Genomic DNA, 17,672 nt, shown 5'->3' on the forward strand with positions numbered 1-17,672 from the left:
TGACACTACTTGCTTGTTCTGTCTACAGCTGTCTGGTAGATGCTTACAAGCTCTTCAACACCAGCAGCCTTAAGTTCTTCAAGATATGAATTCCAATTATCATCAGTAACACCGCCAGTTACCCACTGGTTGATATATCTGTCAACTATATCTGAGATAGTAGGCTGAATCTGTGCAAGTCTCGAAAGCTCTTCGGTAGTCATCAGTACTCTTGGAATAGTCTCGTATTCCTTCATTATTTCCTCTTTACCGTTTACCTTCTGATTCTCAAGGAGCTGAACAGCATCATAAGCATATCCTGCTACTTTATCATAGTACTCATTAAGAACAACCATAGATCCACGGCAAGGTGTTGAATTTACACGAGCCTCACCGAAGTTTTTATACTCTGTCTGAGCAACATATCTTCCCTTATCATCAAGAGGTGTTCTAAGAACTCCCTTATCATCTTTCTTGTAGTTGTAGCCTTCTGCTCCCCAGTTAGACTGAATGGATATTGCAGGATCTCCTACCATATAATCAACAAATCTCGCAACTACGTGAGGGAATTTACAACTTGTTGTAATCGCTGTATCAGAAGAATCCTGAAGCTCTGAATAATTATTTTCAAAGCCTGTGCTGCCCTTTGTTCCCTTAAGTCTAGGAACAGCCACATACTCATCATGTACGTCAAGATTGGTTATTTCCTGATCTGTCCAGGTACCAAAGCATCCTATCCTTGCTACATCTTCCTTGATGAGAGATGACTGATAAGCTGCACTTGCATCTGATTCAAAAGAGCCATTCCAAATAAGCTTCTCCTTATTTAACATATTGAAGAAGGCTGCTGTATCCTTAAATGCAGGATCCATAGCAGTAAATGTAACCTTACCGTCTATGAGTCTTAAGTGGTCGGCATAAGCATTACCACCACAGTATGAGTCTGCCTGACCAAATGCACCCGTAAAGCGATAGAACATGTTGTAAGAACCGAAGGTATCATTTGCACCAAACCAAGTAGCCATAGGAATCTCATCAGCTTTACCGTTGCCATTAAGATCGCCACCATCTCTAAAAGCCTTGAGGCAGTCTACCCACTCATCAACGGTAGTAGGTACCTTTTTACCCACCTTATCAAGCCAGTTCTTGTTAATAAGAAGAGGTCCACCTGTAAGTACAAGTCCATACATTTCCTCTATATAAGGGAATCCGTAAGTATGCCCATCAGGAGCCTTAATCTCCGTCCAGTAAGTAGGATGGGCGTCAAGTATCTTCTTTACACTAGGCATATAGTTGTTTATAAGATTCTCAGTAGGAATGAAAATATCCTGGTCTGCATACTGAACTACAATATTGCCAGACTTACCATCACCAAAATTCCAGAACACATCCGGAAGGTCATCACCTGAAGCTAACATAAGGTTTATCTTCTCCTGTGCTCCCTCACCGGGAATAGGCTTCCAGTCAAATTCTACACCTGTATCCTCAGCCCACTTTTTAACCATCGCAAGCTCGCCCGGAGCAACTACTCTGTCAGCTGAGTTAACAAGAAGCATGGATATCTTGCCATATTTTTCTTCAAAAGCCTTAGGATCCTTGATTATAGGCAGAGTCCCATCCAAGTTGATGATACCTGCATCCACAGCTTCTTTTTCTTCAGCTGTAAGCTCACCTGACGCTGTGCTTCCTGATGCTGTACTTCCCGAAGCTGCACTTTTAGCGGCACTTCCCGAGTCCTTTTTACTCTCAGCGTTGTCACCACAACCTGATAACAAGCTTACTACAAGTGTCATACAGGTTAACATTGATAATAATTTCTTTCCTTTCATTCTTCTCTCCTTTTTACTCTACTAAATATAGTTTTATACTTGAACCCTTTCCGGGTTAAATATACAGAATTTTCTTAGCCCTTTACCGCACCGATTGTTACTCCTTTTGCAAAGTATTTCTGTAAAAATGGATAAGCTGCAAGCAAAGGCAGTGCTGATGCCACTACAATACAGTATTTAAGCTGTTCAGCAAGTTTTTGTTTGGTAACCATCGCATCACCTGATGAACCCATCTGATTTGCCTGATTCATGAGCACAAGGTTACGCAGTACTACTTGAAGAGGCATTTTATTATCATCTTGCAGATACATCAGTGCATTAAAGAACTGATTCCACATTGCAGTAGCATAGAAGAGACACATAACTGCAATTATAGTTGTGGAAATAGGTATGGCTATTTCAAAAAAGAATCTAAAGTCAGAGCAGCCATCTACTTTTGCTGCTTCAAGAAGTTCTCCAGGTATACCTGCTTCGAAGAAAGAACGGCATACAATGAGGTTATAAGCAGATACCGCCACAGGCAGCACCATTGCCCAGATACTGTTGTATATGCCAAGGTTCTTTATGGTAAGATATAGAGGTATAATTCCACCACTAAAAAACATTGTAAATGTAAATACAAAGATAAGTCCTCTTCTTCCCGGTAAGTCCTTTCTGGATAATGCATATCCGGCAGGAATCGTCGTTATCAACGAAGTAATCGAGCCAACAACAGTGTAGAGAATTGTATTCCCATATGCAGTCCAAAGCGGCTTATACTTTAATGTTGTCTCATAACCCTTGAGGTAGAGTTTCTCTATAAACAACAATGGCTTTCCGGAATTAACAATAACCGGGTCTGTCATAGATGCAATTACAACATAGTAAATAGGATAAATAATAACCAGGCAGATTGTAATCATAATAATAGCATTCACTATTCCAAATACTTTCTCACCTGTAGACATCTTCATTCTTGTCTTAACAGTACTCATTTAAGCTCTCCTCTCTTAGAATATACTTATACTGCTTACCTTTTTAGCTATTTTATTAGCTAAAACCAAAATGATAAAGTTTACAACTGAGTTAAACAAACCAACCGCAGTTGCAAAACTGTACTGTGCAGTCTGCAAGCCGACCTTATACACATAGGTTGAAATAAGCTCGCTCACAATTGTGTTAGAACCATTCTGCATAAGAAAAGCTTTTTCATAGCCTACATTCATTATGTTACCAACCTGAAGTATTAACATCAGGATGATTGTAGGCAATATCATTGGTATATCTATGAAAAGAATTCTTTGAAATCTTGATGCCCCATCTATCTTGGCAGCCTCGTAAAAATCAGGACTTATTGCAGTAAGTGCTGCAATAAAAATAACTGCGTTAAAGCCCATAGTCTGCCAGATATTTGAGCCTATAAAGAGTGTCCTGAACCATTCAGGGAGTGATGTAAATAAAGTTTCCTTACCTCCTGCACTCTTGATAAGATTATTTACTACTCCGTTTGCAGAAAAGAATACAGTTATGATACTTACAATAACTACGTTTGACATAAAGTAAGGTGCGTAGCTGATTGTCTGTATGGTCTTTTTAACCTTATCTCTCTGTATCTGGTTTAAAAGAAGTGCAAATATAATAGGTATAGGAAAGGCAATAATAAGACTTTCCAAGCTTATAAGTACGGTATTCTTAATAGCATTTACCGCTATAGACGTACTGAAAAACTGAGTAAAATACTTGAATATAGGATTGGCCCAAGGACTACCTACAATTCCAAGCCTTCCCTTATATTCCTTAAAGGCAATAATAAGTCCATACATAGGATAATAGGCAAATACTACCGCCCATATCAAAGCAGGAAGCAGCAAAATATACAACTGCCATGCTTTCAGTACATTTTTGAAGTCAGCTGCTCTCTCTTTTGAGGTCTTACGTCTTTTTTTACCAGCATTAGAAGCTTCTTCTTTTGGACTTTTTTCCATTCCCTCTCTCCTTTTCTTTTGTTGTGGAAACCTTTTCATAGTTTTATCATAGTCAAAATACCCAAAAATGTCAATATGTTTTTATTATTTTTTCATTAATCCATTAATTATATTTATTGTACATCTATTAATTGTGTGCATTGTTTTAATTTTTATATCATTTTACACAATTAGTTTGTGTATAAAAAAAGCAAGAGATTTACTCCTGCTTTTATATGGAAATATATGGAACGATTATGTTGTTCCTCTTTCTATAAGCCTCACCGGTATCAGTTCCAGCTCAGGCACTTTTCCTCCGTCAACCATTTTTAATACTGATTCCACACATTTTCTAGCTATCTCTGCACAATCCTGCTGTATTACCGTAAGCTCAGGATATGACAGTTCGGTGATTTCAGTCCCGTCATATGCCACAATACATAAATCATCAGGTATACTAAGTCCCTTTTGCTGCGCAACAGAAAGACAGCTAAGCGCTCCTATATCTGTTGTCATTATCCCGTCAACATTCTCTATAATATCCCAGTATTGGTGCACCATATCTTTGTTATAGCTATAGCTAAGTGCATCCCATGCAGTTTTAATAGAGATGACCTCAACCCCGGCCTCTTCCAGAACCTCTTTCATTACTTCATGCCTTATATTGGCTGTTCTTTTTTTATCAAATCCGGATGCAAACTGACAGACTTTCTTGCATCCTTTTTTTATAAAAAGTTCTGCCACCAGCCTTCCACCCATTTCGTGATCGGACCTTACAATAGGTACTCCCGCTTCTGAGTTCCTATCAAAACTTACAATGGCACCTTTTAAGTTGTTACTGAAATCAGGCAGTTCATCCACACAGGAAATAATGCCGTCTACAGCCCTGCTGTCAAGCATATCGATGAACGACTTCTGCCTGTTAACTATGTCAAGCGTATTGCATATAAGGCACTTATAGCCTTGTTTATAAAGCTCAATTTCCATGTGCTTCATTATTTTAGCAAAAAAAGGATGTTCCTGGTTTGGCACCATTACACCTATAATTCCCGTACGTTTCTTAACCATATTGGTTGCAATTGCGCTAGGTCTATACCCTGTTTCTTCGACAGCTTTCATTATCCTAAGCCTTGTTTCTTCGGATACATATCCACTGTTATTCAACGTTCTCGACACAGTGCCAATGCCTACCCCGGCTCTGACAGCCACATCTCTAATGCTTGCCATTTTCTACCTTTTCTTTCTTGTGTTCCACATGTTTTCATATTCTTAGATGGAATTATACAGCATTATTCAGTTTTTGAATAGAGTTTTGTACAATTTTTATTTTTAACATGTTTATTTATAAAACAAATTGGAATCCTTCTAAATCATGAGAAAGTTCAGGTTTTTAGTTTTTGAAATTAAATTGTATTTGTATTTAGATTAAATATGTCGGATGCACTTTAATATACCAAAAATTAATTACTGTTCTACAAAAAAGATACCACATCATTGACATGGTATCTGGTTATTAAATTATGTGGGTGGCAAAATCATTTGATGACACCCTATGATATGGATTAAAAAACTGACGCACTACTTATACTTGTAGAAGCCCTCTCCCGCATTTATACCGGTCTTACCCTCATCTATGTATTTCTTAAGGATAGCCCCTATCTTGGCAGGAATAGAATCAGGGTCTGAAGTAGCAAGCGGATCCATCATGTTTATATTGTACGCAGTAGTAAGTCCTACAATGTCTAATATCTGGAAAGGTCCTAGAGGAGAACCTGTGCCGAGTCTCCAGGTGAGGTCTATGGTAGCAGGATCAGCTACTTCTTTAGCTAAAAGCATCTCGCCTGACTTAAGGAAAGGAACCAGCATCGAGTTAAGTATATACCCCGGCTGCTCTTTCCGGAGCTTGAGTGGAACCATTGCTATGTCCTCTGCAAATTTAGCTACCTCATCGTAAGCTGCCTTATCGGTTCCGTCATGTCCCATAATCTCCGCAGTATTGCTCTTCCATATATTGTTTGCAAAATGAATGGCAAGATACTTTTCAGGCCTTGTAAAGCAGTGTCTAAACTGGCTTGGAATCATTGTTGATGAGTTGGTAGCAACAATCGTTTTATCCTCAAGTACTGCATTTAACTTGGTATAGAAATCCACTTTAGCCTCAGGATTTTCCGCCATCGATTCAATAACTAAGTCGCAATCCTTCACTGCTTTTGCCAAGTCAGTTTCATACTTCAGGTTCTTATAAGCCTCTTCCACCTTATTCTTTAACTCTTCTATACTCTCTGCGGTAGCATTTTCAATATCAGGAATCAGTCCTCTTGAAACCATCGCTCCTTTTACGCCTGCTTTAGCCTTTGCAGCTTCAAGCTCAGTTAGATAAATACCACGCAAACGCTCAATCTTTGGCTTGGTTCTTTCAATTGACTCTGCACTTCTAAGCCATAGGGTTACATTGAAGCCTCTGTATGCTGTCTGAAAAGCAATCTGGCTTCCAAGTACTCCTCCACCTGCAACTACTACATTTTTGATACCCATATACATCCTCCTTACATGTTTGTTAATCGCTTCACAAATTCAAAGCTATGCTTTGGTATAATAATACTCTTAAAGCATTTTGCTGTCAATTATGTAATTTATTAATCTTTTTCATATTTTATTGTAATAATTATATAATTGTCAAAATATTATCAAAGAATAGAGCATGACCTTTTTCGATATAACTATCACTATGAAATAACAGAACATGTAAGTACGGTATATCATTTTATCTCATATATCCATCCCTCAGGAGCAGGTATTCTTCCAAGCTGGATGCCTGTAAGGGTATCATAAAGCTTCTTAATAACAGGGCCCATCTCTTCTGCACCGTACTTAAAGGCTATCTCTTTGCCGTGGTCTACCACCCTTGCGACAGGACTTATTACAGCTGCAGTTCCACAAAGACCACATTCTACAAAGTCACTAACCTCGCTAAGATATACTTCTCTTTCCTCTACCCTTAGTCCAAGCATATGCTCTGCAACATAGATAAGGGAACGCCTTGTAATAGAAGGAAGAATTGTGCTTGACTTAGGTGTAACCACAGTTCCATCCTTTGTTACAAAGAGGAAGTTAGCTCCACCAGTCTCCTCAACCTTGGTTCTGGTTGCTGCATCAAGGTACATGTTTTCTGCATAGCCCTCATTGTGAGCCACAACTATAGGATGTAAGCTCATCGCATAGTTAAGGCCTGCCTTTATATCGCCTGTCCCTCTTGGAGCGGCCCTGTCAAAATCGCTTACCTTTATGGATATTCCTTTGGTTCCTCCCTTAAAATAAGGGCCTACAGGTGTAGTAAATACTCTAAACTGATACTCATCAGCAGGCCTTACTCCAATAACAGGGCTGATACCAAAGGCATAAGGTCTTACATAAAGCGAAGCACCATAGCCAAAAGGAGGTACATAGACTTCATTCGCCTTAACTGTCTTTAACACAGCATCTACAAATCTATCCTTGGTAAATACAGGGATTTCCATTCTCTTGCAGGATGCCTCAAATCTTTCACCATTTAAGTCAGGTCTGAAGGTAACTATCCTTCCATCTTCTGTGGTATATGCCTTCAGTCCTTCAAAGCAGGTCTGTGCATACTGAAGCACTCCAGCACATTCACTCATCACTATCTGGTCATCAGAAGTAAGCTCTCCCTCATCCCAGACACCGTTTTTATAGTTTGATACATATCTTTTATCTGTCTTCATATATCCAAAGCCGATATTGCCCCAGTCTATACTTGCCTTTTCCATGTCATCCTCCAGATTTTACAATTATTCACAACCACTCATTTATTGAAACAGCCATTTATGCATATTGTAAGCCCGCAAAAAGATAGTAAATTATCTTGCAATCAAGCCTCAATCAGATTTATATGATTCATCACTTTTCGTATAATAGCCAGTTCAAGTCTAACACCGCCACTTTTTGCTGTCAACAAGGCTCATGATTTGTTATAGCTGACATAACTTAGAAAAATGACTCCCATCTCAAGCGCACTACACCAGTAGAATACCGTAATATCCCTATCTTTTATACTTTATAAAAGTCCCAACTGTCCTGCTACAGCCTTAGGTACATAGGCCTTTACTTTGATGCCATCGCTCTCATACTCCTCCGCTAAGAGCTGGCCTTTCTTTCTGATTACAGATATTTTGGAGGTATCTGCATAGGAAAGAACAGTATCAATAAGCACCTTGCCTTCCCTTAAAATCTCCGTAATCTTACTTAAAAGTTCATCTATTCCTTCCCCTGTCTTAGCTGAACCCTTTACTATAGCATCCGCTTTGATATCCTTTATTATCCTTTCTTTTTCAAGCTTATCCTGCTTGTTTAAGAATGTAATAACAGGCTTTCCCGTCACCTTTAGTTCTTCAAGAGTCCTATACACTACCTTCATCTGCTCATCCACCTCAGGATTTGAAGCATCAGCCACATGGAGAATCAGGTCTGCATACTTTGCCTCTTCAAGTGTACTCTTAAAGGCATCTACCAGATTGTGAGGAAGTTTGCTGATGAAACCTACGGTATCGGTAAATAATACTTCTTCTCCATCAGGGATTTTGAGGTTTCTGGTGGTAGGGTCAAGGGTTGCAAACAGCTTGTCTTCTGCAAGTATGCCTGCATCTGTAATCTTGTTAAGAAAGGTTGATTTCCCTGCATTGGTATAGCCTACAATGGCTATCACAGGTATACCGTCCGACATCCTGTGCTTTCTAAGTGTTTCTCTTGAGCTTTCAACCTTTTCTATCTCGCTTCTTAGCTGGCTTACTCTCTCTCTTATAGCTCTTCTGTCAGACTCGAGCTTTGACTCACCTGGGCCTCTTGTACCTATACCTCCTCCAAGTCTTGAAAGGTTCTTACCAAGCCCTGTAAGCCTTGAGGAACGGTATTTTAATTGGGCCAGCTCTACCTGTAGCTTACCCTCACTGGTCTGAGCGTGAGCAGCAAATATATCAAGGATAACCAAAGTTCTATCAAGCACCTTTATGTCCAGTTCGTCTTTTAGATTGGAAAGTTGAGCAGGAGAGAGTTCATCGTCACAGACTATCCCATCTGCGCCCAGTTCCTCTGCAAGTTCTCTTATCTCGTCCACCTTTCCCTTTCCTACATAAGTAGCCTTGTTGATGGACTCGAGATTCTGTATCACCCTGCCGACCGTCTCTCCACCAGCTGTTTCAAGCAGTTCTTCAAGCTCTGTAAGGCTTTCTTCCATCCTGTCCTTGCCGGTTTCAACACCTACAAGGATGAATTTTTCTTTTATTTCTGATGTTGGTATCATATATTCTCCTACTTGGACTTCCTTGTTGAAAGGAAGATGATTTCACGTGCCATTTCCTTATCCTCAGGATAAAGCTTGCCATACTCAAGAGCTGCTTCATAAGCCTTGTTATAGTCGGTAAGCTTTTCATTTAGCACTACCTTCTTTTGCATAAGCCGCCTCATAGCTGATATATCCTCTAAGGCAAGGCCTTTGGTTACATAGTTTAAGGCCTCTTCATATTTTTCTTCTTTCATAAGACAGTCAGCCATGCCATCATACCAGCCTGAAAGAGTCACTCTACCCTTGTCTTCTGCGTATTTTTCAAATAATTCAAGGGCTCCTTTGTAGTCTCCTTCATCCATAGCAATTTTAGCAAGGTAATAAGAGCTTTCGAGGATTCCCTTTGTATAGGCTGTATTTAAATATTCTTTTGCCTTGTCATTATTGCCCCTCAAATATTCTAAAATGCCCGCATTGTAGCCACTTAGAGCATCTGTTATCTTAATACCCGCTGCCCTGTTAAGCACTTCCGCAGCCTTCTCATTTTCGCCCTTTGCAACCAATACTTCATATTTTCCAAAATACGCACTGAAGTTAGATGCATCTCTCTCAATCGCATAATCATAGTTTGTCACTGCCTTGACAGCATCTCCCATTGCAGCATAAACCTCTGCAAGCTGACTATACAGGCTTACATCAGGCTTTTTCACATTTAGCATCTCTTCATATATATCCGCAGCAGCCTGATACTCACCAAGCTTTATATCTGTAAGCGCGATGTATTTTTTGATGTCATTATCAAGTGAAGAAGCTTCTTTGATTGCAGCAGCACTTGCAAACTGAGCTAAGGCTTCGTTATATTTTCCAAGCTTAAGATAGGCAATGCCCTTGCCCCTGTACAGGGATTTGTTATTCTCTCTTACTATCTGATTGTCTTTTGGCGAATAGCCCTTGTCAAAATAATTGATAGCTGCCTCGTACTTTTCAAGACCTATGTCGGCAAAGCCTGCCGCTATATAGAATTCCGCCCTGTCAGAGCTCTTCCTTATAGCCTCCTCGTATGCTTCAAGGGCATCTTCATACTGTTGCTTTTCCATCAGCTTATTACCTGTTTTATAATATGAATTTGCTGAGCTCCCTCCGCAGGATGTTAAAAACAAGGTCAGGCAAAGCAGGGCAGTTATTCTTATCTTATCCAAAATCATGACTTATCACCTCCAAGTAAAGTTCATCTCAATAGTATTGTAAAACATCAGGGTTGTCAACAAAGTTATCCTCAATTACTCAAGAAATATCCTTAGACTATAGTAATAAGACTACAGGAGACATTGTGATATCTTCTGTATATAGCATATATGCGGAAAATTTTCCCTCTTGACATTTCTTATATATGTGTTTATAATTGATACGTTGACTTAGGGGATTGGTCAAATGGTATGACAAGGGTCTCCAAAACCTTTAGCGGGGGTTCGATTCCCTCATCCCCTGTACCAATAGGAAGCAGAAATGCTTCCTTTTTTTATTTTAATTATTTCTTCCTGAGACAGTTTATAATTGCATTGAACTTCTGATGATGATATAATCAAAATAGAAATATAGAAGAGAGAGGTAAATAATGCCAACAATATCAATGTTTTACGGTATAGTCATCAGGATGTACAGAGAAATTGGTGGTAAACATAATCTTCCACATATTCACGCTGAATATCAAAATGATGAAGTTGTTGTAAGTCTTAATGGAGATGTTTGGAAGGACAAATACCAAACAAAAAATTAAAACTTGTTCTGGCTTGGTTAGAAATACATAATGATGAACTTTATGCTAATTGGCAATTACTTAGTAACGGCGAGAGAAGTTTTATGATTGACCCATTAAGATGAAAGGAGTATATATGTTACAACCTAAATTAATAAGCGTTACTCCAAAAGATAACTATAGACTTTTACTTGTGTATGAAACTGGTGAACAAAAACTATTTGATGTTAAACCTTATATTACTGGTGAATGGTATGGTGAATTGAAGGATTTAAACAATTTTAATTCTGTCAGAGTTGCAAATCACACCGTAGAATGGAATGGTGGCCAGGACATTTCTCCTCATGAACTTTATGAAGATTCCATAAGTATTGTTTAGATTAAAGATCATTAATTTTTAGTTAGAACTTCATCTTTCAAAAAGAGCAGCCACCTATTATTCGGTGCCTGCTCTCTTTTATCCCTTATAAAATAATCCAAGTAAAATAAATGCCATAACTATTACCGAAATGATATAGGTCATATAACCTCTCATTCAAGGCTGAACCTTAAACCCCTTTCCTTTGCCCGCTTCTTTAACGAAGTTCTCAAATCCCAGCCATATCCGTTCTTATATTTGATAAGTTGGGGAGTTTCTATTGTTTTTTATTTTCCCTTCCCCGCTTACAGTTTCATCTGTCTTTTCATCAGTTTTCTCAACATCTGCCACCTGTGCTTCCTCATCACTTCCTGTAGCATCTCCCTTAAGTCCACCATCCCAGGTAAGTAAAGTTCTTGACCCCTGAAGATTTCTGATTCTTGTACAATCCTGCATAACCTCGAGCACTCCCTTGAAGTTGCCCTCTTCATCTCTGACTGCCGCATAATATATGTAGATAAACACTCCGGGCTTATTTATCCAGAAATCGGCATGATCCTGCTCTTTGTTTCTGAACTTCTCTACAATCTCTTCTACTATATGCACACTTTTTCTTGGATGACAGTTCTTCACATCTCTGCCTATCACGTTCTTACTTCTTGGGAAAATCCTATGGTCTGTATCCGAATAAAACTTCACTATTTCATTCTCATCCACAAAAGATATATCAAAAGGAAGATTTTGGAATATCATGTTTATCTGATTAAGCGTTAATTTACCGGTAGTTACATCAAGTTCCTCATCATTTCCCGAAGCAAAGCCATATTTTCCAAGAAGGCCTGCAAGTTCACTGATAAATCCCTCATTTACTGCTTTGCCTGAAACATCTTTACTGCCGGCTTCTTTTACTTCCTCTTTGTTGCCGCCCACTCCAAAGGCAAAGCCTATTTCAAGATCTCCGGATTTCATATCCTCAAACTCTTCCTGATTGATAAGCTTAAGAGAGGTTGGATAAAGAATGGTCTCTTCCTTGCTCATAAGGTCTTCCACGTCATATACTAAGGTGGTCTGTTTATCTATAAATTCGTCTTCTTTTCCCTCCTCAAGCAAGGCCCTGAACTCCGATATTTCATCTCTTATAAAATCATCAAGAGTCCACATTGTTGTTGTAGGCCTGGTAAAACCCTTTTTCTCAAGCACCGGATATAGCTGATTCTGTTTTCTTGACAGATGAATACGGAATTCTCTTAGTTTATCATAAAGTTCAAACCACTGGTTCTTAATAACAGGGTACTGAACTAAATCTTCAACTGACCTAAGAAGCTTTCTCATTTCATCATTTTCCTCAAAATACCTGAGAATAGGATGAGATTCATCTAATTTAGGACGCCCTGTAACAAGTATGCCATCAAAAAGCTCCATCATTTTTTGTATGTCTTCTTTACGGCATTCATCATCTTCCTCCTCTGTAAGCTCCTGTTCAGCAAGCGCAATCTCTTCAGGGGTAAGGGTTGTTACCTTCTCTTTAAGCAATTTCCTCGCTTCTTCAAGGTTGTACTTTCCGTCATTATAGGCTTTTTTTAATTTCAATTACTGCCACTAATTTATCCATATCTGCATTTTTTTAATGATTTTTCATCTTTTCGTTATTCATATTTTCATCTCCTTAACCTACTGTTTTGATATGAGTTAGTCATCACTAAGCATTGTATCAGATTTTATTATTTTTGTCATTGATTGTTTGAAATTTTGTGAACATTATATTTTTTTGCATTTTTTTAGAAACGTGCGCCGCTAGGCGTACCTTCAAAAAGCAGGCACCTTGAACTTGGTGCCTGCTTCATTTTTATCACTTATAAAATAATCCAAGTAAAATAAGAGCCATAACTATTACCGGAAGGACATAGGTCATATAGCCTCTCATCCAGGACTGAACCTTAAGCCCCTTTCCTTTGTTGGCTTCTTTAACGAAGTTGTCCCACCCCCAGCCTCTCTTACTGATGCAAAAGATAACAAATATAAATGAACCAATAGGGAGGATAAGGTTACTTACAAGGAAGTCTTCAAGATCTAAGAAGTTTGTTCCTTTGCCAAGCGGCTCTATAAAGCTAAGTACATTAAATCCCAGTGCACAAGGAAGAGAAAGCATGAAAACCGCTATACAGTTTACTACACTGGCCTTCTTCCTGCTCCAGCCTGTAATGTCCATAGTGCAGGCAAGGATGGTTTCAAATACCGCAAGCACTGTAGAAAAGGCTGCAAAACTCATAAACACAAAGAAAAGACTTCCCCAAACCCTACCAAGAGGCATATTGTTAAATATATTCGGAAGGGTTATGAAGATGAGGCTTGGACCGCTGTCAGGCTGTACCCCATAGGTGAAGCAGGCAGGGAAGATGATAAGTCCGGATACGATTGCCACAAAGGTGTCAAGTACCGCAATGTGAACAGATTCTCCCATAAGGCTTCTCTCATTGCCTATATAGCTGCCAAATATAGCCATCGAGCCTATCCCTATACTGAGGGTGAAAAATGCCTGATTCATAGCTGATACTATAACCTTTGACCAGCCTATTTCACTTACCTTATCCACATTGGGTAATAGATAAAAGCTAAGTCCTTCTGCACTTCCCTTCATTAGTACACTGTTTAGGGCAAGGATTACCATTATAATAAGGAGACTTGACATCATCCATTTACTTACCTTCTCAAGTCCTTTTTGAAGTCCCAGGGAATTGATGAAGAAGCCGACTATTACTACAACGGCCATATAGCCTACCTGTATGGAAGGAGAACTAAGCATGCCTCCAAAGAGTCCCATGGCCCCGTCTTTACTAAGTCCTTCAAAATCGCCTCTTGCCATTGACACAAAATACTTAAGCATCCAACCCGCAACTGTGGTGTAGAACATCATAAGTATATAGTTACCTGCCATACATACAATGCCGTGCAGATTCCATTTGCTGCCACGAGGTGCTATTCTCTGATACAGATGAATAGGACTCTTTCTACTCGCCCTTCCCATAGAGAATTCCATTGTCATAACAGGGATGCCAAGAACTGCAAGGAAGAATAAGTAAATCAGTACAAATATTCCTCCTCCATTCTGCCCGGCAAGATAAGGGAACTTCCACACATTTCCGATACCGATTGCACAGCCCGCACTTATAAGTATGAAGCCAAGCCTGCTCTCAAGCCTTTCTCTCGAACCTTTATCCGGCATTTACAAATTTCCTCTCTCTCATATTGTTAGCATTATCTAAGCCCTATCGTCCGGAGACTTTATATACCCGCATTTTAAGAACGGGTTTACCTCTGCTTAGTGCTTATATCCTGCGTTTAGAACTCATAGTCATAGCAGATTCTCTCAGCCATAAACGGCTTGATTTTCGCTATACCTACAGCTATGTGGTCAGGATGGGCAGCATAGGCTTTAAGTGCCTCTTCATTTTCAAATACCGTATCAAGCAGCACATCAACTGTTGAGCCTTCCATTCCTTCGGTATTTACCTTGATTTCTACTATCTCTTTAATCTTACCTTTAAGTCCTAAAAGACCTTCTTTAATCTCCTTTTTTACCTTGTCTTTCTCTTCTTTACTTAGTTCTTCTTTCAGTTTCCATAAAACAATGTGCTTTACCATATTTCCCTCCTCGATTATTTTGTTTCCATTTTAACATAGATTTTGCTTCACATACTTTCTTATATGTCATATTAACTATGGCACTTAGGAATGATACCCCAAGTTTAAAATATATACAAGACAATTTAAAAAGAATTTATTCTGACAATATTATTATTTATGCGATTTATGCCGATATAATATACGTGCCTGCGGTTAGCTAAAAATAGCATTTTAACTTTCGCAGTCACAAAAAATAAGTTTCTAAAATGATATTTTTTTCACAATATTTCGTATAGCAATAGTAATAGATTTAATTTGAAGATGATTTTGTTATTTTTTTTATTTTTTCTGGCGAAAATCTGAACAAAATCACTAATCTCGATTGACTATACCTAAGTATTGCGATAAAATATAAGATAGGTTTTTGATAGAAAAATCCTATACTATAATACCCGAGAGGCGGTGATGATTATTGTCAACTGATTCAATCAGCGTTATTCGCGAGGCCGAAAAACAGGCCGAAGCCAGCGAACGTGAAGCAAAAGAACAGGCTGCTGAAATTATTTCAAGAGCCCATTCTGAAGCAAAAGAAGTTGTTTCCGCAAAGATTTCTGCTGCTAAAGCAGAAGCAGAAGCTAAGCTTGCTGAACTTAGCAAAGCTAACGAAGGCTACCTGCAGAAAGCGGATAGCGAAAGCTCTGAAGAAGTTAGGGCACTTCGTACTAAGGCAGAAAGCAAGAAACGGGAAGTGGCAGAAAATGTTACTGAGATGTTGTTCTAATTTCTCCGGTATACATCTCTGCTAAATGCATTAAAAAATAACAAGAAAGGAGGAGTTAAAACATGTCCGTACTACCTATGAAACGCGTGTTCATAGCTGCCCTTAAAAAGGATAGAAAGAATATTCTCGAAAGCCTTCAAAGACTTGGCGTAGTTCAGATAAATGCAGATGCAGGCAAAGAAATCTTTACCGGCAAAGACGGCGAAGCAGACACCTTCTTTAAGCAAACTGATACATCCTCTGCCAAGACTACTTTTGAGAAAAATGCAATTCTTGCTACTCAGGCGTTATCAGTCCTTGACAGAGAAGCACCTGTAAAATCCGGAATGATGGATTCATTTGCAGGCAGAGACAAGATGAGCTGTTCTGACTATGAGGCACTTGTAACTAAGCGTGACGAGATTATGGATGTGGTCTACGAGCTGAACAGCCTTAACAAAAGCAAAGCTGAAGCTGAAGCCGAGATACCAAAGCTTCTAAATCAAAGAGAAACTCTTGCACCGTGGCTTGGATTTGAGCTTCCGCTTGATTACAAAGGTACTAAACATACCAAAGCATTCATCGGAACATTTCCTGCTGCTTACGATCAAAGCTCTTTGCAGCTTGCATTTGCCGAAAAGGCACCAAATGTACAGAAAGTAGATATCTCCATCATTAGCAGTAACGAGGAACAAACCTGTGTCCTCATTATCTGTCACAACACCGATGCAAAGGAAACAGAGGATGCCCTGCGTGCCTTAAGCTTTGCAAGACCGGCTCTTCCCGGTGTGGTTCCTGCGGAGCAGGAAAAGAGTATTGCCAGGGATTTGGCAAAACAGGAAGAAATCATTAAGACTTCTACAAATAAGATTGTAGAGCTCGCTTCAAGAAGAAGTGAAATTACTTTCATGGTTGACTACTTCACAATGAGAGCCGACAAATACGGCGTTATCGGTGGACTTTTCCAGTCAAAGAGAGTATTTTGCATCACCGGTTACATACCGGAAAGAGAGGTCAAAACCCTTGATAGTGCCATCACTTCTAAGTTTGACTGTGTTGTTGAATACAGCAATCCTTCTGACGATGAGGATGTACCTGTTAAATTATCAAACAACGCTTATGCTTCCCCTATTGAGGGAGTTGTTGCAGGTTATGCACTTCCCGGAAAGGGTGAGGTTGATCCAACCTTCATTGCTTCTTTATTCTATTATGGACTTTACGGCCTTATGCTTTCAGATGCCGCTTATGGTCTGATAATGGTATTTGCTACTCTCTTTATACTTACTAAATTCAAGGGCAGACTTGAAGAAGGTACAAAGAGAATGATGCAGATGTTCTTAGGTTGTGGTATAGGTACGACGATTTGGGGGTTTATCTTCGGAAGTTTCTTCGGAGATGCAATACCTAAATTTACAGGAACTTTCTTAGGAAAAGAAGTTAACTTACCTTATTTACTTGATCCTATTAAGGATCCGGTAACCTTACTTGGTATAGCATTCATCATCGGTATAGTCCATCTTCTCTTTGGACTCGGAATTGCACTTTATACCTACTTGAAACAGGGTAAGATAATTGAAGCTGTATTTGACGTAATATGCTGGTATCTTTTCTTTGGCGGTCTTTTGGGACTGTTACTTACTACAGAAATGATTCAAAATATGTTCAAGTTCAGCATTAACTTCCCACAGGCAGTTGTCACACTCTTCACAGTATGTGCCATTGTCGGAGCGTTGGGAATACTCGTAATGGGAGGCAGAGAGTCGACCAATCCTCTTAAGAGGCTTCTTAAAGGTCTTTATGCACTTTACGGCATAAGCGGATATTTAAGTGACGTACTCTCCTACTCAAGACTTCTTGCTCTTGGTCTTGCTACAGGTGTTATTTCTCAGGTATTTAACACAATCGCAGTTATGCCGGGCGGAAGCTTATTTGGACTTATATTCTTCATAGTAATATTTGTCGTAGGACATACCATTAATATTCTCATCAACGCGCTTGGTGCTTATGTGCATACCAACCGTCTTGAGTACGTTGAGTTCTTCGGTAAGTTCTATAACGGTGGCGGAAAGGAATTTGTTCCTTTCACCGAAAACACAAAATATTTTGTAGTTAAAGAAAAATAAAAAC

At 39.2% G+C, this 17,672-nt stretch carries 14 protein-coding genes, 1 tRNA gene and 1 pseudogene; 5 read left to right on the plus strand and 11 right to left on the minus strand.

The features are described 5' to 3' along the window. Positions 1 to 5 precede the first annotated feature (5 nt). From ACO6HM_RS00465 to ACO6HM_RS00500, 8 genes are all read right to left on the minus strand, one after another. A complete protein-coding gene (locus tag ACO6HM_RS00465) occupies positions 6 to 1,808 on the minus strand; it encodes an extracellular solute-binding protein (RefSeq protein WP_485389252.1) in 1,803 nt (600 codons plus the stop codon). Between the two features lie 74 nt (positions 1,809 to 1,882). Further along, positions 1,883 to 2,782: a carbohydrate ABC transporter permease gene (locus ACO6HM_RS00470; protein WP_485389253.1), complete on the minus strand. Its 900-nt coding sequence runs from the start codon at positions 2,780 to 2,782 to the stop codon at positions 1,883 to 1,885. Between the two features lie 15 nt (positions 2,783 to 2,797). Further along, positions 2,798 to 3,772, minus strand: coding sequence for an ABC transporter permease (locus tag ACO6HM_RS00475; protein WP_485389254.1), 975 nt, complete (start codon positions 3,770 to 3,772; stop codon positions 2,798 to 2,800). 234 nt (positions 3,773 to 4,006) lie between these two features. Further along, a complete protein-coding gene (locus ACO6HM_RS00480; RefSeq protein ID WP_485389255.1) occupies positions 4,007 to 4,978 on the minus strand; it encodes a LacI family DNA-binding transcriptional regulator in 972 nt (323 codons plus the stop codon). 351 nt (positions 4,979 to 5,329) lie between these two features. Next, positions 5,330 to 6,286, minus strand: a complete 957-nt coding sequence (locus ACO6HM_RS00485) for a 3-hydroxyacyl-CoA dehydrogenase (protein WP_485389256.1) — start codon at positions 6,284 to 6,286, stop codon at positions 5,330 to 5,332. A gap of 224 nt (positions 6,287 to 6,510) precedes the next feature. After that, positions 6,511 to 7,536 (minus strand): branched-chain amino acid aminotransferase, encoded by a 1,026-nt coding sequence (locus ACO6HM_RS00490; RefSeq protein ID WP_485389257.1) that lies wholly within the window; start codon positions 7,534 to 7,536, stop codon positions 6,511 to 6,513. A 287-nt stretch (positions 7,537 to 7,823) separates the two neighbouring features. Beyond that, positions 7,824 to 9,065: a GTPase HflX gene (hflX, locus tag ACO6HM_RS00495; RefSeq protein WP_485389258.1), complete on the minus strand. Its 1,242-nt coding sequence runs from the start codon at positions 9,063 to 9,065 to the stop codon at positions 7,824 to 7,826. A gap of 8 nt (positions 9,066 to 9,073) precedes the next feature. Further along, positions 9,074 to 10,252 (minus strand): tetratricopeptide repeat protein, encoded by a 1,179-nt coding sequence (locus ACO6HM_RS00500; RefSeq protein ID WP_485389259.1) that lies wholly within the window; start codon positions 10,250 to 10,252, stop codon positions 9,074 to 9,076. Between the two features lie 212 nt (positions 10,253 to 10,464). On the opposite strand from ACO6HM_RS00500, the gene ACO6HM_RS00505 reads away from it, so the two are divergent. The 3 genes and pseudogenes from ACO6HM_RS00505 to ACO6HM_RS00515 all read left to right on the plus strand — a co-directional run bounded on the left by ACO6HM_RS00505 (position 10,465) and on the right by ACO6HM_RS00515 (position 11,182). Further along, positions 10,465 to 10,535: transfer RNA gene (locus ACO6HM_RS00505), tRNA-Trp, on the plus strand. Positions 10,536 to 10,701: 166 nt separating this feature from the next. After that, positions 10,702 to 10,928, plus strand: a pseudogene (locus ACO6HM_RS00510) (DUF4160 domain-containing protein). Positions 10,929 to 10,939: 11 nt separating this feature from the next. Next, positions 10,940 to 11,182 carry a DUF2442 domain-containing protein gene (locus tag ACO6HM_RS00515; RefSeq protein ID WP_208429555.1) on the plus strand — a complete coding sequence of 81 codons (243 nt, stop codon included), beginning with the start codon at positions 10,940 to 10,942 and terminating at the stop codon, positions 11,180 to 11,182. Positions 11,183 to 11,413: 231 nt separating this feature from the next. Here the strand turns inward: ACO6HM_RS00515 and ACO6HM_RS00520 are convergent, their stop codons facing one another. The 3 genes from ACO6HM_RS00520 to ACO6HM_RS00530 all read right to left on the minus strand — a co-directional run bounded on the left by ACO6HM_RS00520 (position 11,414) and on the right by ACO6HM_RS00530 (position 14,803). Continuing rightward, positions 11,414 to 12,751: a DUF438 domain-containing protein gene (locus tag ACO6HM_RS00520; RefSeq protein WP_485389260.1), complete on the minus strand. Its 1,338-nt coding sequence runs from the start codon at positions 12,749 to 12,751 to the stop codon at positions 11,414 to 11,416. A gap of 259 nt (positions 12,752 to 13,010) precedes the next feature. Next, positions 13,011 to 14,384, minus strand: coding sequence for a sodium-dependent transporter (locus tag ACO6HM_RS00525; protein WP_485389261.1), 1,374 nt, complete (start codon positions 14,382 to 14,384; stop codon positions 13,011 to 13,013). A gap of 116 nt (positions 14,385 to 14,500) precedes the next feature. Further along, on the minus strand, positions 14,501 to 14,803 hold the full coding sequence (locus tag ACO6HM_RS00530; RefSeq protein WP_485389262.1) for a Dabb family protein: 303 nt from the start codon (positions 14,801 to 14,803) through the stop codon (positions 14,501 to 14,503). A 454-nt stretch (positions 14,804 to 15,257) separates the two neighbouring features. Here ACO6HM_RS00530 and ACO6HM_RS00535 point away from each other — a divergent pair, with 454 nt between their 5' ends. Continuing rightward, complete coding sequence (locus tag ACO6HM_RS00535; protein WP_485389263.1) at positions 15,258 to 15,566, plus strand: hypothetical protein; 309 nt, start codon at positions 15,258 to 15,260, stop codon at positions 15,564 to 15,566. Between the two features lie 62 nt (positions 15,567 to 15,628). After that, on the plus strand, positions 15,629 to 17,668 hold the full coding sequence (locus ACO6HM_RS00540; RefSeq protein WP_485389264.1) for a V-type ATP synthase subunit I: 2,040 nt from the start codon (positions 15,629 to 15,631) through the stop codon (positions 17,666 to 17,668). The last annotated feature ends 4 nt before the right edge of the window (positions 17,669 to 17,672 follow it).

The sequence above is a fragment of the Catonella sp. genome, assembly GCF_057250765.1.